Source organism: Paenibacillus turicensis, assembly GCF_050461185.1.
GTDB lineage: Bacteria > Bacillota > Bacilli > Paenibacillales > Paenibacillaceae > Fontibacillus > Fontibacillus turicensis_A.
The window spans coordinates 1,912,487-1,936,895 of record NZ_JBCMOR010000005.1; the positions used below are offsets into that span (position 1 = coordinate 1,912,487).

Consider the following 24,409-nt stretch of genomic DNA (forward strand, 5'->3'; position numbering starts at 1 on the left):
CTCCTCAGCAGACTATAGTCTAACTGCACTATATTCTGTAGACGTGATCCGTTCTATTATACTACGATCAGTCATTTGAGACTATTAATTTGATAAAGTCGATATAAAAATAGTTTAATAGGGCATAAAAAAAGCTAATCAGATCGCCATCATAGCAACCTAATTAGCTCAATATCAACGTCATTTTATATCATTATTACAATATTAAAACCCTTGCTTTTGTACATATTCAAGCCATTGTTTTTTATACGCTTCCTGTACCTTTTCAAGACCCGCGCTTTTTGCTTTGTCCATAAACGTAGCTAAGCCTTCATCTACATTATCTACAAGTCCAGCAAGCAATGGATATAAATATTGCTTTTCTACCTGCTCTAATGCGGCACGTTCTGCTTGATACGCTGTGTAGTCCTCTGCAAATCCATTAAACTTATCAGGCACCTGTATTTTGTCTAATTCATCAAAGATCGCTTGAACACCATCAAAGTTTTTATCAAATAACATGTACTCAGGATTTCTCCACGCCCAACCATTCATGCCTTCACGCGGGAAGCCATTGGAAGTGCTATCGCCAATCATTTCATACTTGCCTTCGCTATTAACTTTATAGTTTTTACCTTCAATTCCATATTGCGTAGGTAAGTTGTAACGTTTGTCTGTGACCATTTTTTCATAAAAAGCTAATGCACGTTCAGGATTTTTGCTGCTGTTCGGAATTGCAAAGCCGTTATGAATCGGATGCACTGGTGTCGCAACGCCTGTCTTTAATGGGAATGGATAATAGCCAAGCTTCCAGTCTGGATGCGTAGATTGTAGCTTAATTACCATATCATTAAATCGAGTTGGGTTATCACCAAGAATCGCAGCGGCTTTCCCACTATTAATTGGATCCTGTAATGTATCCTTCGAATTTAATACGTTTTTCTGAATAAAGCCTTTATCCATCCAACGTTTGAATGTTGTTAAATCATCCTTTTGTTCATCTGAACCCCAATAGGAGTATATATCACTTGGTGTTTTATATTTAACTCCCAAGCCATATGGCAATGCACCAATTTGCTCATGTGCAATTTCACGGTATACATACATCAAGTTATTTTTAACATCTGAGTTCATAGATAGAGGTGTCATTGTTGGTTCATTTTGCTTAATTCCATCCAAGTAAGCTTCAAAGGTTGGAATATCTACCGGCTTAGGCAGATTATATTTCTCTCTTAAATCTTCACGCCATACAAAACCATTCGTAACGTATTCCTTATACGTTGCTGGAACCGTAAATATTTTATTATCAATTTTCACAGCTTCCCACATGTCTTTAGGTACAAACTTTTGCAGCTCTGGTGCAGCCACAGGTAATAACTCATCTAGCGGCTTAAATGCACCTTTTTTCGCATACGCTTGATATTGTGTCCAATCTGCGGTGAAGATCAAATCAATGGGTTGACCAGAGGATAAAAGTAATTTATATTTTTGATCCCAGTCTGTCCACGTTGTGAAATTAAATTTCACGGTTGCATTTAAATCTTCTAACGCAAGCTTGTTAATAATCTCTTCAATGGCTGGTAAATCTTTAGGTGCATCCCCTAGCATGTAAAATTGTAATTCTACTTTCTTAGAGATATCCAAGCCGCTTGCAGTGACTTTTGCTCCACCTTTGTCTCCTCCTGCTCCCTTATCTCCCCCTGAGTTCCCAGAGTTTCCCCCACATGCACCAAGTATTGTCGACAATAAAAGAATTGCAACCATGGTAAACATCCATTTTTTACGAGACTTCATACTTTCATCCTCCCCTTGATTTATGTGACTATATGTCAGCCGGATATATTTTATATGCTCCGGTTCTAACCTTTTACAGCGCCAATGGTTAAGCCTTTGACGAAATAACGTTGTACGAATGGATACAAGAATAGGATTGGACCTGTAACGATAATGGCCATGGCCATTTTAGTAGATTCCGTAGGTAAATCTGTACCCAGTGAAACCCCTGTACCTGCACCCATTTGCGAGATAAAGCTCATCGCATTTACCACATTGTACAAATAATATTGAAGCTGATATTTTGCAGGCGTATTAATGAACAATGAGGATGTAAACCAGTCATTCCAATAGGCTAAGGCAAGAAACAAACCTACAGTAGCGATACCTGGCATCGACAATTGTAAAACAATCCGATAGTAGATTTTAAAATCATTTGCCCCATCAATTTTTGCTGATTCCACAACCTCATCCGGAACCGCCGAGCGGATAAAGTTTTTCATTAATATAATGAGAAACGGTGTCATTAACCCTGGGAAAATTAATACGGTGTACGTATCTGTCAGTCCTAAATATTTTGTTAACCAAATGTACCAAGGAACTAATCCACCACCAAACAAGGTCGTGAAGTAAATGAAGAAGGCAAAGCCATTCCGGTATTTAAAATCCCTACGCTGAAGCACATATCCTGTCATCGTAATAATGAATAAGCCTAGTGCCGTTCCCACCACCGTTGTAAATATGGTGACTCCATACGCAGTTAACACCTGCTTCGGAAAACGAAAGACGGTTGCATAACCCTCTAACGAAAATACAGTTGGGATAAGGTGAAAGCCATCTTTGACAATCGCTTCATTTGAAGTAAAGGAAGCAGAGATAACTAATAAAAATGGAAACAAACAAACTAAACTGATCAGTGTAATTAAAAGGTAAGCAAAAAGCCGGAACGATTTCGCATATTTTTCATCTTTAATACGCATACCCACCAAGACCTCCTCAAGTTCTATACATCCCATTAATTGGTTTTAAATGTTACCCCAGCTACTCCACAGCATTAGAATAAGGCGTATTCGTCGTTGATTTTACGAATAATGTAATTCACTGTCATGACAAGTACAAAACCAAACAACGATTGATATAGCCCTGCAGAGGTTGCCATCCCAATATCAAAGGTCACCTTTAAGGAACGATATACATACGTATCAAGAATGTCTGTTGCATTGTATAACAACCCATTATTACCAACTAATTGGTAAAACAGATCAAATTGCCCTTTCATAATGCTGCCAAGTGCGAACAGTAATAATACGACAAAGGTTGTCTTTAGCATTGGCAACGTAATATACCAAATCCGTTGGAAGATGTTGGCCCCATCGATTTTTGCTGCCTCGTAATACTCATCACTGATCCCAGTAATGGCGGCTAAATAGATGACCATGCTGTATCCAAGATTTTTCCACAGATAAAAAATGATGATAAGAAATACCCACATCCAAGGCGTGTTATAAACATCTAATGGCTGCATCCCCAAACCTTTTAGCATCGTGTTTAAGAATCCGCTTTCATAATTAAATAGGTTATAAACGATAACACTTAAAATAACAAAGGATACGAAGTAAGGTAGGAACATTACGGATTGCGTAATTTTTTTGAACCATTTTGATTTAAGCTCACTGAGTAGAACAGCACAAGCGATTGCAAGCACATTACCTAGCACGATAAACGCTAAGTTGTAGCCTACGGTGTTTAAGGTCAGCTTCGTTAACAATCCCGATTGCCATAAATATTTGAAATTATCCAAGCCAACAAACACACTATCAAACAGACTTGTGTTGAAATCAAATTGCGTAAAAGCATAATAAATACCGACCATCGGAATATAAGAATTAATAATGAAGAAAAGCACCGCTGGTAACAACATGATAAACAAAATCCGGTTGGTCACAAGCTCATGTACAAAACCTTTTTTCTTGTTCATCTCTCATCCGTCCCCTTAATCAATATCGTGTGTCATCTGTAAGGCTGTGTCATTATTGTATAGGTGGGGCTAAATGAGCCGCTAGAGTAACTTTAAAGCATGAGTGAACTTTTTTGTCATTGGCATAGTGAAACAATTTCCTAGATATGAACTGTTCATATGTGATTGGCATATATAACAGCTATGTTTAATAAATATTAAATTAGTTCACTTAGGTACATTTTGTTCAATAGGTTTGTGATCATTATTTCAGTAATAGGAAATTTTTTCATTATCCCTTTTGAGCAGTGAACAATTATAATATGATTAAAAATGTAAACGCTTTCGGTTACATACAGAGAGAAAATGTCATTAAGGGGGAGACTTACATTGACGAACAATACACTTCAAGCACGTAGCAAAATGTACAGTCGGTTATTACTCAGCATCACCTTATGTATTGTTGTAACTTTAGTGTTATCCTCTACTTTTTATTTCATTAATTATGTCAGACTAGACCTAAAGCAAACGTATCAAAACGATCTTGTCAGCCTTACAGAAAACAGTAGTGAAGTGATTCATATGCGGGAAAGTGCACAAACCTTATCATTTCAAATTTATCGCAGCTATCTGATTTCAAAGCTGATGTTTTATGCTAAGCCAAGTATTTATGATGTAACAACTGCTATGGGGGAGTTATCCAACTATATTAATTCAATCCCTTATATTGATTCCATTTATGTGTACAATCCTGCTGGGGACGCATTTTATGTTGTATCTGCGAATGGGCAAAATGGCATTTACAAGCCAAATGAAATTACGGATAAAGGAATTATTAATATTTTACAAAATTTCAAGGATTATAAAGCTTTTACGCCCATCCCGAGAACCTATGTCGATACGCTACATGAAAACGAAAAACGAAGTGTGTATAGCTACTTATGTTTTGATGCGATTGGTAATCACCAAAGCCTTAACTCTGCTGTAATCGTAAATATTTCATCAGATTGGATTAACAAGGACGTTAGCCGTCAAGCCCAAATGGGACAATCATTTATTTTGAATGATCAAGGCAAATTGCTAAATCGTAATGGTCTAGAGCCAACTGAATTAAGCCAAGAGGATGAAGCCCTAGTAAAGGAACTTATTTTAAATCAAAGCTCTAACTATTTTGTAGATGAATTTCAGGGACATAAATCTTTGATTTCCTTTACATCACCTGATTCCTTGGAATGGCAATATATACGCATTACCCCTTATGAGCTGATTACATCTAAAATTGCTTCTATTCGTAATACAACCATTACAACAGCAGCCATTATTCTAATTGTAGGTTTACTATTGTCTTGGGGAGCTTCACATTTAATCTATAGACCTATTCAGCATATGTTAAAGCAAATGAAGGCATTGGAGTCAGACAAACGTAATCATTCTTATACGCTACGTCAGCATCTGTTAAAGGAATGGCTACAAGGAGTTTCTTCTCCTACTTCAAAGGCACAAATGCAACGCGCCTTGTCTTTGGGAGTTTCCATTCCTCTCACTGCCCCATATGGCATGATTTTACTTAAAATCGATCATTTTGCTAGCTTGAAACAAGAGCGTCTTCAAGATTTAGTCGTATATAAATTCGCTATTATGAATATTAGTAGTGAAATTTGCTCCAAAGCTTTTCAGGTTGAATCTGTTGATATGCAGGAAGATGATATTGTCTTAATTTTAAGTACGGATGGAAAACTAGAGAATTTACCTGATGACCATATGGAATTACTTGCAGCACAAATTCAAGCGGCAAGCCTTGAATATTTACGTATTAGCCTATCTGCAACTTACTATCCAATCAGTAATGATCATAATGAATTAAGTGACTTATACTCTCAGGTAAAGGAAGCTTCCTTACATCGTTTGTTTTATGGTCATGGCTGTAGAATTAATTCCCGGGAAATCGCTACACTAAAAACAAAGCAATATCAGTATCCAAAAGAAAAAGAAAAAAAATTAATAGAAACGCTAATGAGTCTCAAAATAGAAGATGCAACAGAGCTGTTAAATCATATTGTGCTAGAAATGAAGGATATGAACTATTCTAAAATTTCGCAAGCGTTAACTAGACTCAGCATGACGATCCAAAATGCTATAGCGACGATTCAAAAAAATAATATGTTAGGTGAAACCATCTCCACTCAAATCCCAAGATTAGAGGATTGCGAGATCATCGAACAATTTATTAAGGCTCATATCGCCTTGTTTGAACATGTCCAACATGAGCTTAGTCAAAGACGAAGTACAAAGCAAAGCCATCTCGTAGAAGATATTAACTTGCTCATTGAAGAGCACTACAGTGATCCCGAGTTATGTCTAAATATGATTGCAGATAAGTTTCAGTTATCACCAATTTATATTAGTCGCTTATACAAGCAACATACACAAGAAACAATTATCGATGTCATAAATAAAATTCGTCTAGAACATGCCAAACAATATCTAACTCAAAGTAATGCAGCGATTACAGGGATTGCCGAGCAATGTGGATATACGAGCAGCTCTTATTTCCATCGTATTTTCAAGAAAAACTTTGGTGTTACCCCTGCTGAATATCGTAAAAGTTATACAAAAATATCATAAATTTTACAAATATTCATAAATGAACTTGATAAATAAACCTAAATGGAGTAAATTAAACATAAATACAAACCTAAATAAACATTTAGAAACTATAAAATTATAGTGACTATGTCGTTTTGGGGTAAAATGCGTTTAAAATCAAACTAAAAGGAGCGTTATCATGGAAAGACGTTATGCTTCACATCCTAATGAGGTTAAGCAATTTGATACAGATCGACTAAGAAAAGAGTTTCATATTCCAAAATTATTTACACCAAATCAGCTTGAGCTTGTCATTTCCCATGAGGACCGTTTGATTATTGGGGGGGCTAATCCTGTAGACCAAGCTGTCCCATTAGAAACAGATTTAAAGGAGCTAGGTGTTGGATTTTTCCTTGAACGCCGTGAAATTGGCATTATTAATATTGGAGGTCCAGGGACGGTTACTGTAGAAGGCACTGTTTATGAGGTCAACAATAAGGAATGCTTATTTGTTGGAATGGGAAATAAAGAGGTTATTTTCAACAGCACTGATGCGAAACAGCCTGCTAAATTTTATTTAAACTGTGCGCCTGCACATCAAAGCTATCCAACTGCAAAAACGTCCTTAGGAGAAGCTGATTCCTCTTCTTTGGGTGACATCACAAGCTCTAATGATCGAATTATTCACCGTCTGATTCATAATGAAGGCATTCAAAGTGCGCAACTCGTCATGGGCTTAACTCAATTGAAGTCAGGCAATATGTGGAACACGATGCCAACTCACGTGCACCCTCGCCGTATGGAAGCATATCTTTATTTTGATTTACCTGAGGATGCGGTTGTTGTCCACCTTATGGGTGAGCCAACGGAGACCCGTCATCTCATTGTAAGAAATGAAGAAGCCATTATTTCACCGAGCTGGTCAATTCATAGCGGTGTAGGTACTAGCAATTATACGTTTATATGGGGAATGGCTGGCGATAACAAAATCTATTCCGATATGGACGCTGTAAATATGAAGGATTTAAAATAACAGATTGGCTATATTTTAAATCATTTATTGCTTAAAAGCAGGGATTAGCGAAGGGACAGAGAGATTGTGGAACAATGAAATGGTTGCCTTTAAAACTGGATTCTCACCTTATCTTTAATTTCATCATAAGAATCCAGTTTTAACAGCAAGTGAAACAACTCTCTGTACCGTAGCGGTCTTATTAAGCAATTAAGCATGATTTTATTACGAGTCAATATTTATTCTAAGGAGTGACTAAATTGGACTTATTTAATTTATCAGGCAAAACTGCACTTGTCACTGGTGGATCAGGTGGGCTTGGACAAGGCATTGCACTAGCACTGGCTGAAGCTGGGGCTAACATCGTATCCGCCTCCTTGTCTTCAAGTGAAGATACAATAAAGCGTGCAACAGCTCACGGTGTGAAAGGGCTTAGCATTGAAGCCGATTTAAGCGATCATAGTCAGCTTGGTGATCTGTTTGAGAAAGCGCTTAAACTAACAGGACAAATCGATATTTTAGTGAATAATGCGGGTATTATTCGCCGTGCGCCTGCTAAGGATCACAGTGCACAGGACTGGTTTGATGTCATTAATTTAAACTTAAACACTGTATTTTTACTATCCCAGCTTGCTGGTAGACATATGCTTGAAAGAGGAAGTGGTAAAATTATTAACATCTGCTCGATGCTTTCCTATCAGGGCGGAATTAACGTTCCAGGCTATACTGCAAGTAAACATGGTATCGCAGGGATAACAAAGGCTCTAGCTAATGAATGGGCAAGTAGCGGCATCCAAATTAACGGTATTGCTCCAGGCTACATGGTAACAGACAACACGGCACCTATTCGCCAAGACGAAAACCGCACTTCGTCGATTACCGAACGTATCCCTGCAGGTCGTTGGGGAACACCAGATGATGTTAAAGGTCCTGCCATTTTCTTAGCTTCAACAGCTTCTGATTACTTAAATGGGCATATCTTATGCGTTGATGGTGGCTGGATGGCTCGCTAATATTTAAGTTAGGTATCTGGGTTAAATATATCTGTATAGAAATAAAAAAGAGTCGTACTGTATCGCCAGCCTGTTAATCCTTTGGATCAAACAGGCTGGGTAACCAGTCGGCTCTTTTTTAATATCAGAACTTGACAACCAATCCCCATTTGCGCATCGTTATCAAGTATGGATTAAATTCATTTATCAGAGGTTGCCCCAATTGCAATCCAAGATATGAACCCAAAACCATTCCCCTCAATATGGAAGGTATTTATACGGGAAAGTGTAAGTGTGGCTGAATGGGTAGATTGTTCTTTTAGTGTGACATAATAGCTAGGATGATTAGACATGGCAACTAACACATATTGTGAATGCTCAAAAGGCTGTTCAAATTGAATGACGAGTTCTGAAGCTGTTGCTGTATTTTGATGTAAGAATGGTACCATCCCAAATTGTTGAAGAGCTGGTTTTCCCTTTAGTGTATGAACAGGTGTTTCCTGCAATTGCACAGAACTAATTGATCCAGGTTGAATATGTGTAGAATCAATAACCTGTTCTGCTAAATGATATCCACATACAGAACGAGCTGCCAAATGCTCACTTTGCACTGCATCCATTTGAAGTTGATTCGCCCCCACCGAATCTTCCTTCAATACACTCTGATCCACGATATCTTCTTGTAAATGGGCACGTGTGATGGATGCCGGTCTAATCTGTTGTTCATTAATTCCACCTAACGGAAGTAGCCCTTCTTGTAACAACTCAAGCGAGAGATGCTTTTTGCTGATTTCGTTAGGTGCAATATGATCATAGCCAATAATCTCTTCGCCCAGTGCTTCACTCGTAATCGCAGATGGAGCAATATGATGAGATTGAATCGCATATTGGGCAATTTTACCTTCAGTTATACTTTGATTCGCTAATGTAGCTGCTGTTACACTGCCAAATGCCAGCTTCTCTGTAGTAATACTGCCATCCGCAATGTGTTTTTGTTGAATAGCTTCTTCACTAATATGATCAGAACCAATGACGTTGTCACTAAGCTTGCTACTTGTTATACTCTTGTCATTTAAATGACGTGTTTGGACTGCGCCCTCCTGCAACACACTTTGGTCCACAATATTATTTTGTAAATGCGTGCGGTTAATCGATAATGGGGCAATCTGGCGTTCATTTATACCACCAGCAGGTAACAAGCCCTCTCCTTGCAATTGTAGGGATAAATTTTTCTTCTCGATCTCAAAATCTGCAAGATGGTGGCCTTGGATAATCCCTTCTTCTAGCGCTTCACTCGTAATAGCACCTGGTGCGATATGATGTGCTTGAATTGAACCACTTGCTATTTTAGTTTCAGTCACACTTTGATTAGCTAGGCTCGCATTAGTGACACTGGCTTCAGCCAGCTTTTCTCCTGTCACACTCCCGTTGGCAAGATGATTACTTTGGACTGCATCATCTGTGATATGCCATGATCGAATAATATTTTCATCCAGCTTTTTACCCGTGACACTCTGATCTTTAAGATGACGAGTTTGAACAGCCTCATCCTGCAGTATAGCTTGATCTACAATATTATTTTGTAAATGTGAGCGATTAATTGCTAACGGAGCAATTTGCTGTTCATTCACACCCTCAGTTGGCAATAAGCCCTCCTTTAGGAGCTGTAACGATAAACTTTTCTTCTCAATCTCATGATCTGCAAGATGGTGGCCTTGGATAATCCCTTCTTCTAAAGCTTCACTCGTAATAGCACCTGATACTATATGATGTGCTTGAATTGAACCACTTGCTATTTTAGTTTCAGTCACACTTTGATTGGCAAGAGTGTCGTTAGTGACACTGGCTTCAGCCAGCTTTTCTCCTGTCACACTCCCATTGGCAAGATGATTACTTTGGACTGCATCATCTGTAATATGCCATGATCGAATAATATTTTCATCCAATTTTTTCGTCGTAACACTTTGATCTTTAAGATGCTTTGTATCAATAATGTCCTCGTGCAGGTGCGTAGCTTGGATGGAAGAAGGTAAAATTTTAGATGAAGTCACACTACCTTCTGCGAGTTTATTTGATGTAACAGCCAAATCGTTTATTTTATCACTCGTTACACTTTCTGGAGATAGTTTAAGAGCCGTAACTGCGTAATCCTGTAGATGCTGTGAAAATATCGCTTCATTCGCCAAATGTTCTTCATTTACAGCACCCGCTTGGAGCTTAGCCCCACTTATACAATGATCAGCTAAATGCTTTTCCCCAATCACACCTGGCTTCACATGGTTAGCTGTAATTTGATGATTTCCAATATGCCCAGCACTTACTGCTCCGTCTGCTAACCTACTGCTTGTAATACTTCCTTCTTCAATTTTAAAAGTGGTCACACTGCCATCTGCAAGATGTTCTTCTTTGATAACCTCTTTTGTTAAATGTTGTCCGAGAATGACTTGCTTCGCCAGCTTATTGCTATCTACACTGCCTTCTGCAAGATGTTGATTATTAATGCTCCCATCCTGAACATGCTTAGCTTGAATGGAATCATTCATAATTTTATTAGAAGTAACACTGCCTTCTGCTAATTTCGAGGTCGTAATCGCAGAATCATTTATTTTATCACTCGTAATACTTTCTGGTGAAAGCTTCAATGAAGTTACCGTATAATCTCTTAAGTGTTGTGAGGATATACTTTCTTTTGCAAGATGTTCTTCACGAACAGCTCCTTTTTGTAACGTTTCAGCGCTAACACTGGCATCCGCCAAATGCTCCTCACCAATTACACCTGGTGCTATGTGCATACCTAGAACCTGCCCACGCCCAATGTTACTAGCCTGCACAGCTTCTTCTGCTAAGCTATTGGATGTAATGCTGCCTTCTTCTAGCTTAAATTCATTAATACTGCCATCTGCAATGTGCTGATTTAATATCACTTCATTTTGCAGATGTTTGGAGGTTATGCTTCCACTTGCCAATTTCTCACTAGTGACCACTTCTTTATCCAAGTGATGAGTTAGCACTGCTGCATCCGCAATTTTTTTAGATAAAATACTTTGATCAGCAATTTTGGATGAGGTAACAGATTGTTCAATAAGTTGAATGGTTCCTACAGATTGATCAGCTAATTTACTTGCGGATACACTACGATCCACTAAATGATTTCCCTTAATTTCACCGGTAGCAATTTGCGCGCTTGTAATTGTACCTTCTTTTAAATGGTATCCTTCAATCGCACCTTCAACTATATGTCTAGCTTCAATAATGTTATTTTCAAGATGTACAGAATTCACAGAACCCGTTTCAAGTTGCTTTACACCAACACTACCCTCTGCCAATTGATCTTTTCCAATACTATTTGGAGCCAAATGGGTGGCTTGAATGGCATTTGGAGCAAGATGCTCCGCTTCAATCGTACCTTTTTGTAGCTTACTCCCTGTAATTGAATCATCTTTAATTTTTGAAGCTGTGACCGATTGATCTCTTAATTTGGCATTATCAATAATGTCGTTGGCAAGATGAACAGAATGAATAACACCACTTTGAATTTTTTCCCCAGTTACAGCTTGATCTTGGATTAAGTCAGTAGTGACAATCCATTCCTTTAAATGTTTAGATTCGATCGATCCTTTTGCTAACTTATCCCCATCTATAACGCCATCCGCTAGCTTTTGGGATGTAATACTACCATCTTGAAGTTGATCTCCCGTAATTGAGTCATTACGAATCATTTTGCCTTCAATTGCATCCTCGTTAATATGTTGTGAAGAAATAGAGTTAGGTGCAATTTTAGACGAGGTGACCGAGGCTTCACCTAATTTAATGCTTTGAACTGAATAATCGGCAAGCCATGCCGTTCCAATAGAGCCATGCTTAATTTTAGTCCCATCAATCGCAAAGGGGGCTATTTTTTCTGTCGTTATGCTAGCATCCACAAGATCATCGCTATAAATGACAGCCTGCTTAGTGGGATAAACGGGGTTACGCTCACTTAAAACCTCCTCAGCAGTCACTTGATTATCTAGCGAGCTAGCTTCTGTTACCTCATCACTCACTTTATGATCCTGCTTCACTTTTATTTTGTCATCCTGTTGTTCGCTATCCTTTCCTCCATTTTGCAATACTTTATTCGTTTTTACTTCATTAATACTTACTTGAATACTTTTTGGCTCATCTTTTTCTAATTGATGTTCATTCTCCTTCGTTTCATCCAACACTACACTTTCTGTAAGACTGGCAATTTGTGCTTGTAACGTAGTCTGTGGATTAGAACTACTTTTACGCTTCTCAAGCAACAAAAGCTCATTCATTTCAGGATCGTCCACATGATAAAGAGTTTTTTTCTTTTTATGTGACGAATAGGACGTTTTTTTCTTCACAACGTTCTCTCCTTTTGTCGTCGTTTAATCTGCTAGCTTATCATATGCGTGTAAGTAGGCTGTTGTCACAAGCAAATAATTAGGGTGTGTCTGACAGCTCATTCAAGATTAAACATATAGAAAGAAAGCGGTTTATTTGGATACATTGTTAGTGGTAAGATGGATTCAACTATAGAAACATGGCACTTAACCTTTCTTAAACACTAGGAGGCAGCTATGCAATCACCTATTCTGCATTTTATAACCCCCCCAATCCCATATTTTATAGACTATGGTCATGCGAAATATGCCCGTGGTGAAAGGCATGTTTATCGAAGCTGTATTGGTGTATTTGATCTAATCGCAGTTACGAAAGGAAGCTTGGCTGTGGGAGAAAATGAAAAGGAGTGGCGTGTGCAAAAGGGAGAGTTGCTTATTTTAAGACCTGATTGTAGTCATTATGGTACTCTTTCCTGTCAAGAGGAAACAGAAATTACGTGGATTCATTTTCAAACGTTTGGAAGCTGGAGAGAAGGTTCCTCCATGGATGATTGCTTAGAAAATCAACCTTCACTGATTGCAAACCATAAAAAAAATGCTTATTTAAATCATTGTGATGTTAATTCTATTTTTATTCCAAAATATATGAAGCTCTCTAGAAAAAGCTTGGAGGATATTCAGTTCCTTCACCAATTAGAGCAGGAGCCAAAGTCGTTGAGAAATTGGAAAAGACAATCTACTTTTCAACGCTTGTTACAGCATTTGGATTCAGAGCTTGCTTCACTTTCAGATACAACCGCGATTCAATTAGCAGAAAAAATTGAGTGGTTTATTCATTGTAACTATCAGCGTGAAATTAGTAATGCCATCCTACATAAAGAATTAAATTATCATCCTAATTATTTAGCTAAAAATATGCTCAAGGTATATGGCATGACACCTATAGAATATTTGCAGTATTATCGCATTGAACAAGCAAAAAAGTTGTTATTACAAACGAATTGGCAAGTTGCTAAAGTTGCTGAAGAGGTAGGCTTCCATCATGTCTCTTATTTTTCTTCTTGCTTTGTACGTAGAGAGGGGATTTCACCAAGTAATTTTAGACGCAAATATACGAATATGGCTTAGAAATTCAATGAGGATCCTACTTATTTATTATAAATAAGAGAATCCTCATCTAATCATAGTTTAAGCAATGAGTTATCTGCTCACCCTAGTTATACTTTTAATACATCAAGTTATTTTTCTCTCACCCATACACTCATTTCATTTTCACCACGATTTGCCCATGCGTAATAAGGAATAAACTTAACATGTGTCTCAGTATGCTCAGGTAAGGGCTCATCACTATACAATTCCCCTGACCATGCACCTTCTTTTATTCGATATCCCTTCCCTTCAATCACCGTAACTCCCCCGAGTAACCGCTCGTCATGACGAGGCGTTAGCTCGGCATCTTGTGGTACTACGATTTCATGTATGTGGGCACCATTATCGACTTGTTCTAGACAATATACGAAGGGGCCTCGCTGAATGGCAACCTTGCCAATATTTCCACGAACATGTGGATGACTATGCATACGCATCACTGGCATATCCAGCTTTAGCGTCACCTGATCGCCTTGCTGCCATTGGCGTGTAATTTGAGCATAACCTGCAACTGTTGTAAGCTGATCCTGTTTAATTTCCTCCCCATTTATTATAATGGTAAATTGCTTACACCACTGTGGAATACGAAGCGCTAATGTAAATACACAGGCTTGCTGTGGTGTAACAGTAAGAGTAATCTCTCCCTCCCATGGATAATTGGAGTTTGACTGGAGCAATACAGGCGTGCCTCCAACTACTAAATTGGCTTCCCCACCAATATATAAATGCTGATAAATGATATCTTCTTGAACTGTATAAACATATTCTCCCAATGAAGATATCAATCTAGCCACATTAGGCGGACAACAGGCGCAGCCAAACCATTCTTGTCGAACAGGCTTCACATGATCATAATTGTGATTCGCTCCCCCACATGAGCAAGGATTTACTTCAAGTGGATTCACATAAAAGAAATGCTTGCCATCCCTAGACATACCTGCGACAACTGTATTGTATAAAGCTCGTTCTAGCACATCCCCATATTCGGCATTCGGCTCAATCATAAGCATTCGTTGTGCAGCAAAAATCAAGCCAATCGACGCACAGGTTTCGGCATAAACTGTATCATTGGGTAAGTCATAGTCATAAGAAAAGGCTTCCCCATGCACCATTGAACCGATGCCACCTGTAATATACATTTGACGATGTACAATATTTTCCCATAGTCGTTTAGCAGCTTTTAATAGCTTTCGATCTCCAGTTTGGTTAGCCACATCAATCATTCCAGTTAGCATATACACTAATCTAACCGCATGTCCTATCGCTGTATCCTGCTCCACTACAGGCTTATGGCTTTGACTATATGCTAAATCAATGGACGTATGGTCTGGATAAAAGTGACGTTGTCCACCACGTTGCTCTAGCTGCTCAGCATAAAAGCTTGGTGATTGCCCTCGTTCACTCAAAAAGTATTGGCTAAGCAAAAGGTAACGCTCATTTTCAGTCACTTCATATAACTTAACTAACGCCAGTTCAATTTCCTGATGTCCGTCATATCCTTGCAAACGCCCTGCTTCTGGGCCAAACACACTATCAATATAATCTGCAAACCGGCTCACGACATTAAGAAGGTTTCTTTTGCCTGTAGCTCGATAATAAGCTACACCTGCTTCAATCATATGTCCTGCACAATACAGTTCATGGCATTCTTCTAAATTGCTCCACCTTCCTTTTGGCTCCTTCAAAGTATAATACGTATTTAAATAGCCATCCTCATGTTGAGCTAAAGCAACAATATCTATCATTTCATCTGCGATTTCCTCAAGCTTAGGGTCAGGTTGAACATGTAGCAAATATGCTACTGCCTCTAGCCATTTTGCAACATCACTATCTTGAAATACCATGCCATAAAACTCACCCTCCGCAAGACCTGCAGCTATTTTAAAATTATTTACCGCACCACTACGCTCCGCATTTTCTACCCGATCATTTAACGCCTCCCATTGATAGGGTACAACAACCTCTCTAATCAGATTGATATAATAACCCCAGAACGCATCAATAATTTTAACTTGATGAAGTGGGGGTTTGGACATATTACTTAACGTATTAGTTAGCGTCATGACAGTGAAGCTCCTCTCCAAATTTGTTAGTCAATTTTAAAGCGTCACCTTTTTAACCACTGAATAACCCACTAGATAAAAAGCTTCTAAGGCGCCTTAATTAACTTGCTGAATTACCAAAATTGCTGCTTGAAGCTGCTGTAATGCACTCGTAATCTCACCTTCTGTAGCAGAAGCCCGTTCATTAACCTGATTTGCTTGTGCTAAAGCTAACTCAAGGCTTTCCCATTGCTGTTCCGTCGCTTCATATTGTGCCTTATTCTCTACTATCTCGTTGGCTTGCTCAATGGCTGTGACTAACTCACGCTTATCATATTTCACTGTAACTAGACACGTTGCATTGATTGAGGTTCCCCCTATTTTGCCTATCACCTGAAATGTATGAGCCGTTGTGACTTCATTAAATGGGACTTCATTCCACGTTACATCAGCAAATCCTATAGTATGGTCAGAATAGGTCACCTTCACTTTGTCAGGCAAGGTAGGCAAGGTACCTACAATGGTATCCACCTCAACATTTTCAGCGCTTATAATGTCAGTTCTACCAATCGCTTGCGAGCCCCAGACACGCCACTCCTTAACTCCCGTCCAAACGGAGGGTTGCCTTACCAATACAAGACGAAGTCTCGTTGTTGTTATTTCATCAAAACTTACCGTATTAAAGCTGTTTTTCTGAATCGTTTTTCCCTGTACATTAGCAACCGGCGTAAAATCTTTAAGACGATCATCCCAATATTGAATGGTATAATCAGCAGGAAGCTGAACACCTCCACCATCGTCAAAAAAATAGATCGAGCTCTGTGATAGTTTTACAGGTTGACTCCATTCATATTGGAGAAAATGCTGGTCTGCGGCATCTGCCCAGTTGCCATATTGTACTTCATCCTCTGGCTTACCGATATTCCCAGATGTGTAAGGAATAAATCCATCATTAATACCCTTTAACGATTCCCAAGGGGACACATAAGATGTGCTCGCATTAGCTAGCAAGGCTAGATTTTTATACTTTAGGCCTGAAATTGCTGACTGTAGAGCTGTGCGAGCAGCATTGATTTGCTCCGCAGTATAGTTTTCTGTTGCAAGTAATGCCTTCGCTTGCCCAATCGCTTCCTCCAATGCAGCCCATGATTCACTCGTAAAGTCATCCCCGTTACGAACAATTTTCCCACCATCACGTGAAGCATATGGAGCAAGCATGTTTTCAATATCCTGTGTGGCCACAGCAACATTAAATTCAATATCAATGGATGAAGATAACTCGCCATCACTTACTGTTAGTCTATACACATACTTGCCAACCGCAGGGAATACAGCCTTAAAAATCGGCTCATTCACATCAAGCTGTTCTGGCTCTCCTTCTCCTGACACTTTACTCCATTGATATGTTAATTTCCCATTAGGCAAACCATCGTCATAAATTGTAGGGATTAACTTAATTTCTTCCCCTTCTCCTACTGCATAAGTCGTTCGCTCTAACAGTATCCGTGGCGCTTGATTTACCGCTGGTTGTACATTTGCGAGTTGGTTATTGTAAATTTGAATTTCTTTAATTCCTGTTGCAAATTCCAGACTATGTGTCACAGTAATACGAATTGCAGCTGTATTTACAGCAGTAAACTGCACATCATTATAGTTAGATGCAATCAGCTCTGGATAACGGAATTGCCCTTCAACGGGTCTCCAAGTTACCCCATCCTGAGCTAAATACTCCACACCAAATTGTTGTGGTGTGCCGTACCCTGCTTGCAAACGATCATTAAAAAAATATACCTTAACGTTATCTAGCATTTGAGGTTCTTCAAAATTAAACGTAATCGTATCTTCCCTATTGGGTGATCCCCCAAATAACGCTGTATTTGAAGTATGCTTTGTTGATGCAATGGTCGAACCATCCACTAATGCGGCAAGATCAGAGCCTTGCTTAATATAAGTAGATGTAATCTGCGTCGTTGGTAACGTAGCTAGATTGGTACCATGATGAACAATATCAATCCCTGCTTTATTGAACATGTCTACTACTTTGGATACGCTTGATAATGAAGTAGCACTTGCACTCGCTAACGTGACACTACTTCCCTTCTCATAAATCACTTCTGTCTCAGCATTACTGCCGACAGCACCCACAATATCTCCCTCTGGCAAGATCACCTTCCCAGTAGCCGTATCAAAAATAACATGAGACAGCTCATTTGTGGTCATTACGCGCTCACCATTTATAAATAAGGAGAACCCTGCTGGAATGCCTTCATAATGAGGTTGTTGACTGAACTTTGCAGGGTCTTGCCATACAATAGAAAGATCAGCATCATGATAACGTACATTGTCTACCGCAAAATAATCATAATTGATGCCTATTGGCCACAACTCAATTTTCTCATCCGTACGTGGCCGCAGGCCTGCGATATCCTCCATTACCGTATAATTCATCATCCCTAACGTATCATGGTGTATCCATGCTCTAACCATTTTTCCGCTTGGATTAGGTGGATTATCTTTAGTCCAAGGTGTACCAAAGTAATAATCCTCTAGCCAGAAAAATTCATTTGAATCTAAATGATCGGTATTCCCCGGCTCAACAGTGTGTAACCAAGCACCCCAATCAAACAATTGCTTATACGTATCTGCGTTAATATTTTGCACAGGATATTGTCTTAATGAAGCCGTAATCGTATTAATATAATTGCCAAAATTACACCAAGCAAATTGGTCAGTTCCATACGCATTGGTTTTTCCATCTACATAATCCTGAACCCGTTTCATAATGCTATGCTGATCTGCTGTAAAGAAAGGAAAAATAGGATAATAGTTCGGATCGCCATAGTCTGCAAGCTGACTTAAATATTTAGCTTCATAGTTAGCTTCAAGTGCAGTAGGTACAACCCCAAAATTAAACACAAATAGATTGTTATCACGCCAAGGCACAAAAACGTCTTGACCACCTACCGTTTTTTTGTGTAAAAAGCTACCTTGACCATTACTATCTGGCTTACCATCGCCATCAAAGTCGTTACCATCAAACCACATTTTAGTTAAGATCGATTGACGTATTTGATCACTAATCGTTTCCATATTACTGGCATTGCTTGTTTCACCTAGCTCTTGGTACATTTCAGCAGTTGCCACCGCATTGCCATACGTAGTTGCAGAACCATCTAGCCTTGCGTAGTTACCGCCACCATTCCAATGCATAGACACAGTATCCCCATCATTACCTGTCATTGGACCGTGATTATAATAAACAAGCGAAGGATCTGTCCCTTTAAAATGAGCCAATGTGCCTGTCACATCATTTGCTGCAATATCGGCAAATTTCTTCAGTATTTTATTGCCGCCACCATAAATTTTATAAGCCTCCCAGCCAACCTGAGACGTATTTTGCATCATATCCCAAGTCCAAATATTAGGACGACCTGGATTATTTTTATAATTTTTATTTTCAGAATATTCGCCTTGAGCGAGCCATGTCCCATAAGCATAAGCAGGGTTGCGAAGCCATTTCAAATCCTGTAGAGCCCAAGGTACACTTACCGTAATCCCATTGTTGTAGCCTAACACGCCCTCCATATTCATCGGAAACTGCCAATCATTACCCGGTATGTTAGCATCTAATATGTTAAAGCGATTACACCACCACCGATAATAAAGCACTTTCTTTACATTTTCGTCAGGAATATCAATATAAGGAATGTTGTCCGCCCACCACGCATTATAGGCTTTCACCTGTGCTTCAAACGAAGCGGCATTGCTTGGCATCTCCTTCCACTGCTCATATTCTGTTTTGGACGCAGGGATTTCCTCGGCTAACCAGCCCATCACTACACGTTGCTCTATTTTACCGTTGCTTGGCACGGTGATTTCCTTTGTTAATGCTTTGGATTGCTCCACTGGATTTAACCCATTTCCACTTAAATGTACATCTACATAGGACATTGCTTTTACAACCTTAGCACCCTCTGTACTAATCATTAATGGTGCCGCAACACGCTCTCCAATTAGCTCCTCCCCATCCACTTTGTTTACAAAGGGAGATTTTACGGTTAGCGTAAAAGTAATAGGCTGACTACTTGGATTTGTGAATTCCAACAAGGTAACGGCACTATTGCCATAGGTAATAAATTTCTGCTGATTAATTTGTAATGCCCCACTACTGTAAGTATAGTTTCCATGACTTGGATAGTTTTTACGCTCTGCTTTATTTTCGGTCACCGCCCCAGTAGATAAGCTAATCTCATACATTTTGTCTTGATTTAAAGTATCTGCATAATGCACCTGTCCAACAAAACCAAGCTTAGAATTGTCCTGACTTTTCATATAAAGGGCGCTTCCTCGGCTAAATAACGTATTTGCGGAACCTTCATCTGCAATATCGTCAGGAATAACCCCTTTGTTCACTAGCAGCTCATCTAACCAAGGTAGGTTTTGATGATTGTCTGCAAATGCAGCAAAATCAAAGCCTTCAATCTGCTTCATCATTTGCCCTACCGTTTCACTACTAAAATCAACACCCTCTTTTACAAATACATTACTATCATTCCATTGTGCCGTACCATGATCGTGGCCTACCCCTGGCATTTCATAGCTTGTCGTATAGTTTGCTGATGTTGATGCTGGAACTAAGCTTGTTGCAAGTGCGATACATCCAATGATCGCTATACTTTTTCTCATACTTTTTTTTAGACTTTTCCTCAGCCAAGGCTTACTTTTCATACATAATGCCTCCTTTTTCCTTGATATTGTTTTATTGTTTTATTGTGTTATCCCTTAATGCCAGTTAAAGTGATCCCCTCAACAAAATACTTGTTACCAATAAAAAAGAATAATAGACAAGGTGCAGTCACGATGAAAGCTAAAGCCATCACCTGCTCATAGTTTGGAATCCGCATTCCGTTCACAATATATAATCCCATTGGCAAGGTGTAATCCGCTTCTGTTTTTAAGTAAATCATCGTATAAAAGAAGTCATTCCAGCAGTTAATAAAGCTAAATAAAGCAACCACAATCATCGCTGGCTTAATTAACGGCAACATAATTTTTAAATAGATTTTAAAGTAACCTGCTCCATCTATTTTTGAGGCTTCGAGTAGTTCATCTGGAATGGTCATAAAAAATTGACGTAACAAAAACACAAAATAAGCATTTCCCCCTGCACAAAAGAACGCAGGAATAATTAGTGCTGTTTTTCCAGCAAGTCCAAGTGACGTGAATAAGGAGTATTGGGGTAACAAGGTCACTGCACTGGGTAACATCATTGTGCTAATGACTAACATGAACCAGATGCCCCGCATCGGAAAACGTAGCTTCGCAAATGCGTACCCTGCAAAGCTAGTTGTAATCATGTTGCCAATGACATAAGGAACAACAATCGATACCGAATTCCATAGCTGACGCGAAAAATCGATTCTACCTAATGCGAGTTTAAAATTGTCAAAGTTTAATATAGCTGGCCAAAACACAGGGGGTCTCGCTAAAATTTCACTATGACTCACAAATGCACCACGCAATAGCCAATATAACGGGAAAGCCATCACTAAGCCCAACATACAAGACAAGGCGATTAACAACACATGAATCATCTTCCCTTTTGTTTTCGCTCTGGATATACTTGCTGTACCTGTTATCGTGGTCATTTTCTCCCCCTCCGCTTCTTACCCATACTATCGTCTCTTTTTAGTGCTCCTTGGAAATAAAACAATACAGTGGTAATGAGCAAAGTGACCACAAAGACTACCCAAGCCTCAGCAGAGGCAAGACCACGCATTCCTGTCTGTACAAATGAATGATCATAAATCATCACATTAATGAAATAGGTCATCCGATCTGGCGCTCCATTTCGCGATAAAACCACACTTTGCGTATATATTTGGATCGAGGTCATCATACACATAATTAACTGGAAAAAGAGGACAGGCTTAATCGTTGGATACGTCACCTTCTGAAATTTATGCCAAGCATTTCCCCCATCCATTTCGATCGCTTCAAGCAACTCTCCAGGAACATCCTGTAAAGTCGCTATAAAAACAACAATCGTGCCTCCACACGTCCATAAGCTCATCAAAAATAACGTTCCAAAAATATGATACGGATCATTTAAAAAGTCGATTGGTGTTGTGCCTAGCTTGAGAAGCAACCAATTAATTAACCCACCCTTTGCCTGATTTTGTAACAACATCTGCCACACAATTGTCGTTGCAAGCATCGGAATGACAGAGGGGAGAAAAAAGACTCCCCTTAATAAATTGCGTCCAATAAACTTACGATTCAGCAGTAAAGAGATGATTAAGCAAAAGGTAATGACCAAGATAACATTAATAAATGAATAGACTAAGGTTACTATCATCGATTTTTGAAATTCAGAGTTTGGATTGGAAAATAAATATTTAAAATTATCAAGCCCAATCCACTTCATGACCTGAGCACCATTGACGATCGTTATTTTATGAAAGCTATACACTAAACTGGCAATCATCGGATATAACGTTAAAATTAAGAAGCCTAAAATCGCAGGAGCAGCAAATAAATAGCCTGCCAATGCCTCTTTTCTCGTCCCTCTCATCTGCCTTTTAACTGGAAGGTTCGTCTTCTTTATTTCAGTCTCCATTTGCATCGTCATTAACCCTTTCCGCCAAGTTATTCAGAAACAGAGCCACTTTCCCATAGCTGCTTAATGCTAGGCATCGTTTCATTAAACATCGCTTGTGCTGTTTTTTTACCTGCAAGCACTTGGTCAATATTTTGCTCATATTTTGTGTTCATTTTAATGTAGGCAGGAACATAATAAGCAGGCCATTGTACAATTGCATCTTTTGTATTGGAATAGCTAAGAATGGTTTCCTTTGCACTTACAGGAAGCTCAGCCGTCCATTTCTCAATTAATGTTGGTTCTGTATACCAATCCGCCTGATTAGGCAGCCATGCTCCTGTTTTTAGTAAATCTAAGCTATTTTCCGGATTCACCAAATACGCGTACAGTTTTTTCGCTTCCTCAATATGCTTGGAGGTATTATAAACAACAAGTGGTGCACCACAGTTCATCGTCACTGCCTTTTCCATCTTAGGTAACACACCTACACCAATATCGTCATTGCCATTAATATTGGCTAAGTCCCATGAGCCACTAATGACCATGGCATATCCACCTGCTAACGCATCAATCGCTGATCCGATTCCAGAATTCCATGTATAACTAAATGAGGAGGTGACTTTATCCTTTTGAATTAAATCCGCAATATTTTGAATCCCTTGCACAGACTTGTCAGAATCCCATAAAAATTGCTTGCCATCTGGAGATACAACCCCACCACCGTTAGCATAAGCAGCCCAAAAATGATGAAACTCACGACCAGCCGTAAAACCAACGCCATAATTTTCTGTCAAAGCTGCATTAAAGGCGGGATCTCCAGCATGATTTCCTTTAGTATCTGTCGTAAGTAGCTGTGCATTTTTTACAAAGGTTGCCCAATCCCAAGCATCCTCTACTTTAGAAGGCGGATACGGAATGCCCGCAGCATCAAATTTAGATTTACTATAAAACATCAATTCAAGTTGATTAGATAAGCCAACACCAATCACTTTATTTTCTGGGGAATGAATCGTTATGGCATCTAATTTAGCGGGAATGCTACCATCTTCCAGCATGTCGCTAATGTCAGCCAGAATCCCCATTTCGTTATATTTCTGTATATCTGCTTCACCCATATAGCTAATATCAGGTAATTGCTTTGATTCAAGCCTTGTTTGAATGAAGGTGTCAAAGCTACCATCCGCAGGTAAAACCTGTGCATTCACTTTAACCCCAGTATCGGCTGTATAACGCGCCAATGTTTCTTCAACAAGCCTCTTCTGAACATCATCTCCCCAATACAACAATTCTAGTGTAATTTCTGATGCTTCCTTGTCATCCGTAGAATTCGCAGTCTTATTTGTTTTGCTGTTTTGGTTCGATGTACTCCCACATCCAGCCAATACTAATCCAATCAAGGTGATACATAATGCTACACTAACCATCTTTTTAAACCACTTCATGTCTTTTCCCCCTTGTTCTTAAGTCAATGGTGTATACTTTTCCAAACAAAAAAGAAACCGCTTACATAAAATATGATACCATTTAAGAAATATAAGGGAATTCTGAATTGCAACCATAATTTTAAATATTTCAACCTTTTAAAAAGGCTCTTTTATAAATCAGTATTTGACAGCCATAGGGGCTGGTAGCTACGATACAGAGAGTTCTTACGATTGTTGTTAAAATCATATTCCTTTTTATTGGAGTAAGTATTTTGGCGGAATTTGATTTTAAAGACAATCTTCAGAATCTCTCTGTCCCTCCGCTAGTACGGGTTGGCTGTCAAGCACTGATTTCAAGATTGAACCTTTAAAAAAGGTTTCCTAAATAAAAAACCGCCTTTAACCGAGGGCAAGAACCCTGATTAAAAACGGTATTTATATTTTAATAATTTATGTTTGTTTTCACTTAAATTAGTGGTTGACAAACGACCCAACAAGCGAAAAAAAGGGGGATTCTGGAGAAGTGGAACGTTCGTATTTAAAACCAG

At 39.0% G+C, this 24,409-nt stretch carries 13 protein-coding genes; 4 read left to right on the top strand and 9 right to left on the bottom strand.

Annotated elements, in window-relative coordinates; genetic code table 11:
* Positions 1–204 precede the first annotated feature (204 nt).
* The 3 genes from ABE099_RS11065 to ABE099_RS11075 all read right to left on the bottom strand — a co-directional run bounded on the left by ABE099_RS11065 (position 205) and on the right by ABE099_RS11075 (position 3,730).
* Positions 205–1,773 (bottom strand): extracellular solute-binding protein, encoded by a 1,569-nt coding sequence (locus ABE099_RS11065; protein WP_430030262.1) that lies wholly within the window; start codon positions 1,771–1,773, stop codon positions 205–207.
* 65 nt (positions 1,774–1,838) lie between these two features.
* A complete protein-coding gene (locus tag ABE099_RS11070; RefSeq protein ID WP_430030265.1) occupies positions 1,839–2,732 on the bottom strand; it encodes a carbohydrate ABC transporter permease in 894 nt (297 codons plus the stop codon).
* Between the two features lie 74 nt (positions 2,733–2,806).
* A complete protein-coding gene (locus tag ABE099_RS11075; RefSeq protein WP_210088473.1) occupies positions 2,807–3,730 on the bottom strand; it encodes an ABC transporter permease in 924 nt (307 codons plus the stop codon).
* Between the two features lie 369 nt (positions 3,731–4,099).
* Here ABE099_RS11075 and ABE099_RS11080 point away from each other — a divergent pair, with 369 nt between their 5' ends.
* From ABE099_RS11080 to kduD, 3 genes are all read left to right on the top strand, one after another.
* Positions 4,100–6,334, top strand: coding sequence for a helix-turn-helix domain-containing protein (locus tag ABE099_RS11080; protein ID WP_430030268.1), 2,235 nt, complete (start codon positions 4,100–4,102; stop codon positions 6,332–6,334).
* Between the two features lie 160 nt (positions 6,335–6,494).
* A complete protein-coding gene (kduI, locus tag ABE099_RS11085; protein ID WP_430030270.1) occupies positions 6,495–7,328 on the top strand; it encodes a 5-dehydro-4-deoxy-D-glucuronate isomerase in 834 nt (277 codons plus the stop codon).
* Positions 7,329–7,567: 239 nt separating this feature from the next.
* Positions 7,568–8,320 carry a 2-dehydro-3-deoxy-D-gluconate 5-dehydrogenase KduD gene (gene kduD, locus ABE099_RS11090; protein WP_430030272.1) on the top strand — a complete coding sequence of 251 codons (753 nt, stop codon included), beginning with the start codon at positions 7,568–7,570 and terminating at the stop codon, positions 8,318–8,320.
* Positions 8,321–8,499: 179 nt separating this feature from the next.
* Here kduD and ABE099_RS11095 read toward each other — a convergent pair whose 3' ends face one another.
* Complete coding sequence (locus tag ABE099_RS11095; RefSeq protein WP_430030275.1) at positions 8,500–12,666, bottom strand: WIAG-tail domain; 4,167 nt, start codon at positions 12,664–12,666, stop codon at positions 8,500–8,502.
* Between the two features lie 216 nt (positions 12,667–12,882).
* Here ABE099_RS11095 and ABE099_RS11100 point away from each other — a divergent pair, with 216 nt between their 5' ends.
* Positions 12,883–13,773, top strand: a complete 891-nt coding sequence (locus tag ABE099_RS11100) for an AraC family transcriptional regulator (RefSeq protein WP_430030277.1) — start codon at positions 12,883–12,885, stop codon at positions 13,771–13,773.
* 110 nt (positions 13,774–13,883) lie between these two features.
* Here the strand turns inward: ABE099_RS11100 and ABE099_RS11105 are convergent, their stop codons facing one another.
* The 5 genes from ABE099_RS11105 to ABE099_RS11125 form a co-directional block, all read right to left on the bottom strand.
* Entirely contained in the window at positions 13,884–15,857 is a 1,974-nt protein-coding gene (locus tag ABE099_RS11105) for a glycoside hydrolase family 127 protein (RefSeq protein ID WP_430030279.1), read from the bottom strand.
* A 96-nt stretch (positions 15,858–15,953) separates the two neighbouring features.
* Positions 15,954–20,564 carry an Ig-like domain-containing protein gene (locus ABE099_RS11110; protein ID WP_430030282.1) on the bottom strand — a complete coding sequence of 1,537 codons (4,611 nt, stop codon included), beginning with the start codon at positions 20,562–20,564 and terminating at the stop codon, positions 15,954–15,956.
* Between the two features lie 47 nt (positions 20,565–20,611).
* Entirely contained in the window at positions 20,612–21,484 is an 873-nt protein-coding gene (locus ABE099_RS11115; protein ID WP_430030284.1) for a carbohydrate ABC transporter permease, read from the bottom strand.
* Positions 21,481–22,455 (bottom strand): carbohydrate ABC transporter permease, encoded by a 975-nt coding sequence (locus tag ABE099_RS11120; protein ID WP_430030287.1) that lies wholly within the window; start codon positions 22,453–22,455, stop codon positions 21,481–21,483. Before ABE099_RS11120 ends, ABE099_RS11115 begins: the two co-directional genes overlap by 4 nt.
* Before the next feature lie 29 nt (positions 22,456–22,484).
* A complete protein-coding gene (locus tag ABE099_RS11125; RefSeq protein ID WP_430030290.1) occupies positions 22,485–23,879 on the bottom strand; it encodes an extracellular solute-binding protein in 1,395 nt (464 codons plus the stop codon).
* Positions 23,880–24,409 lie beyond the last annotated feature (530 nt).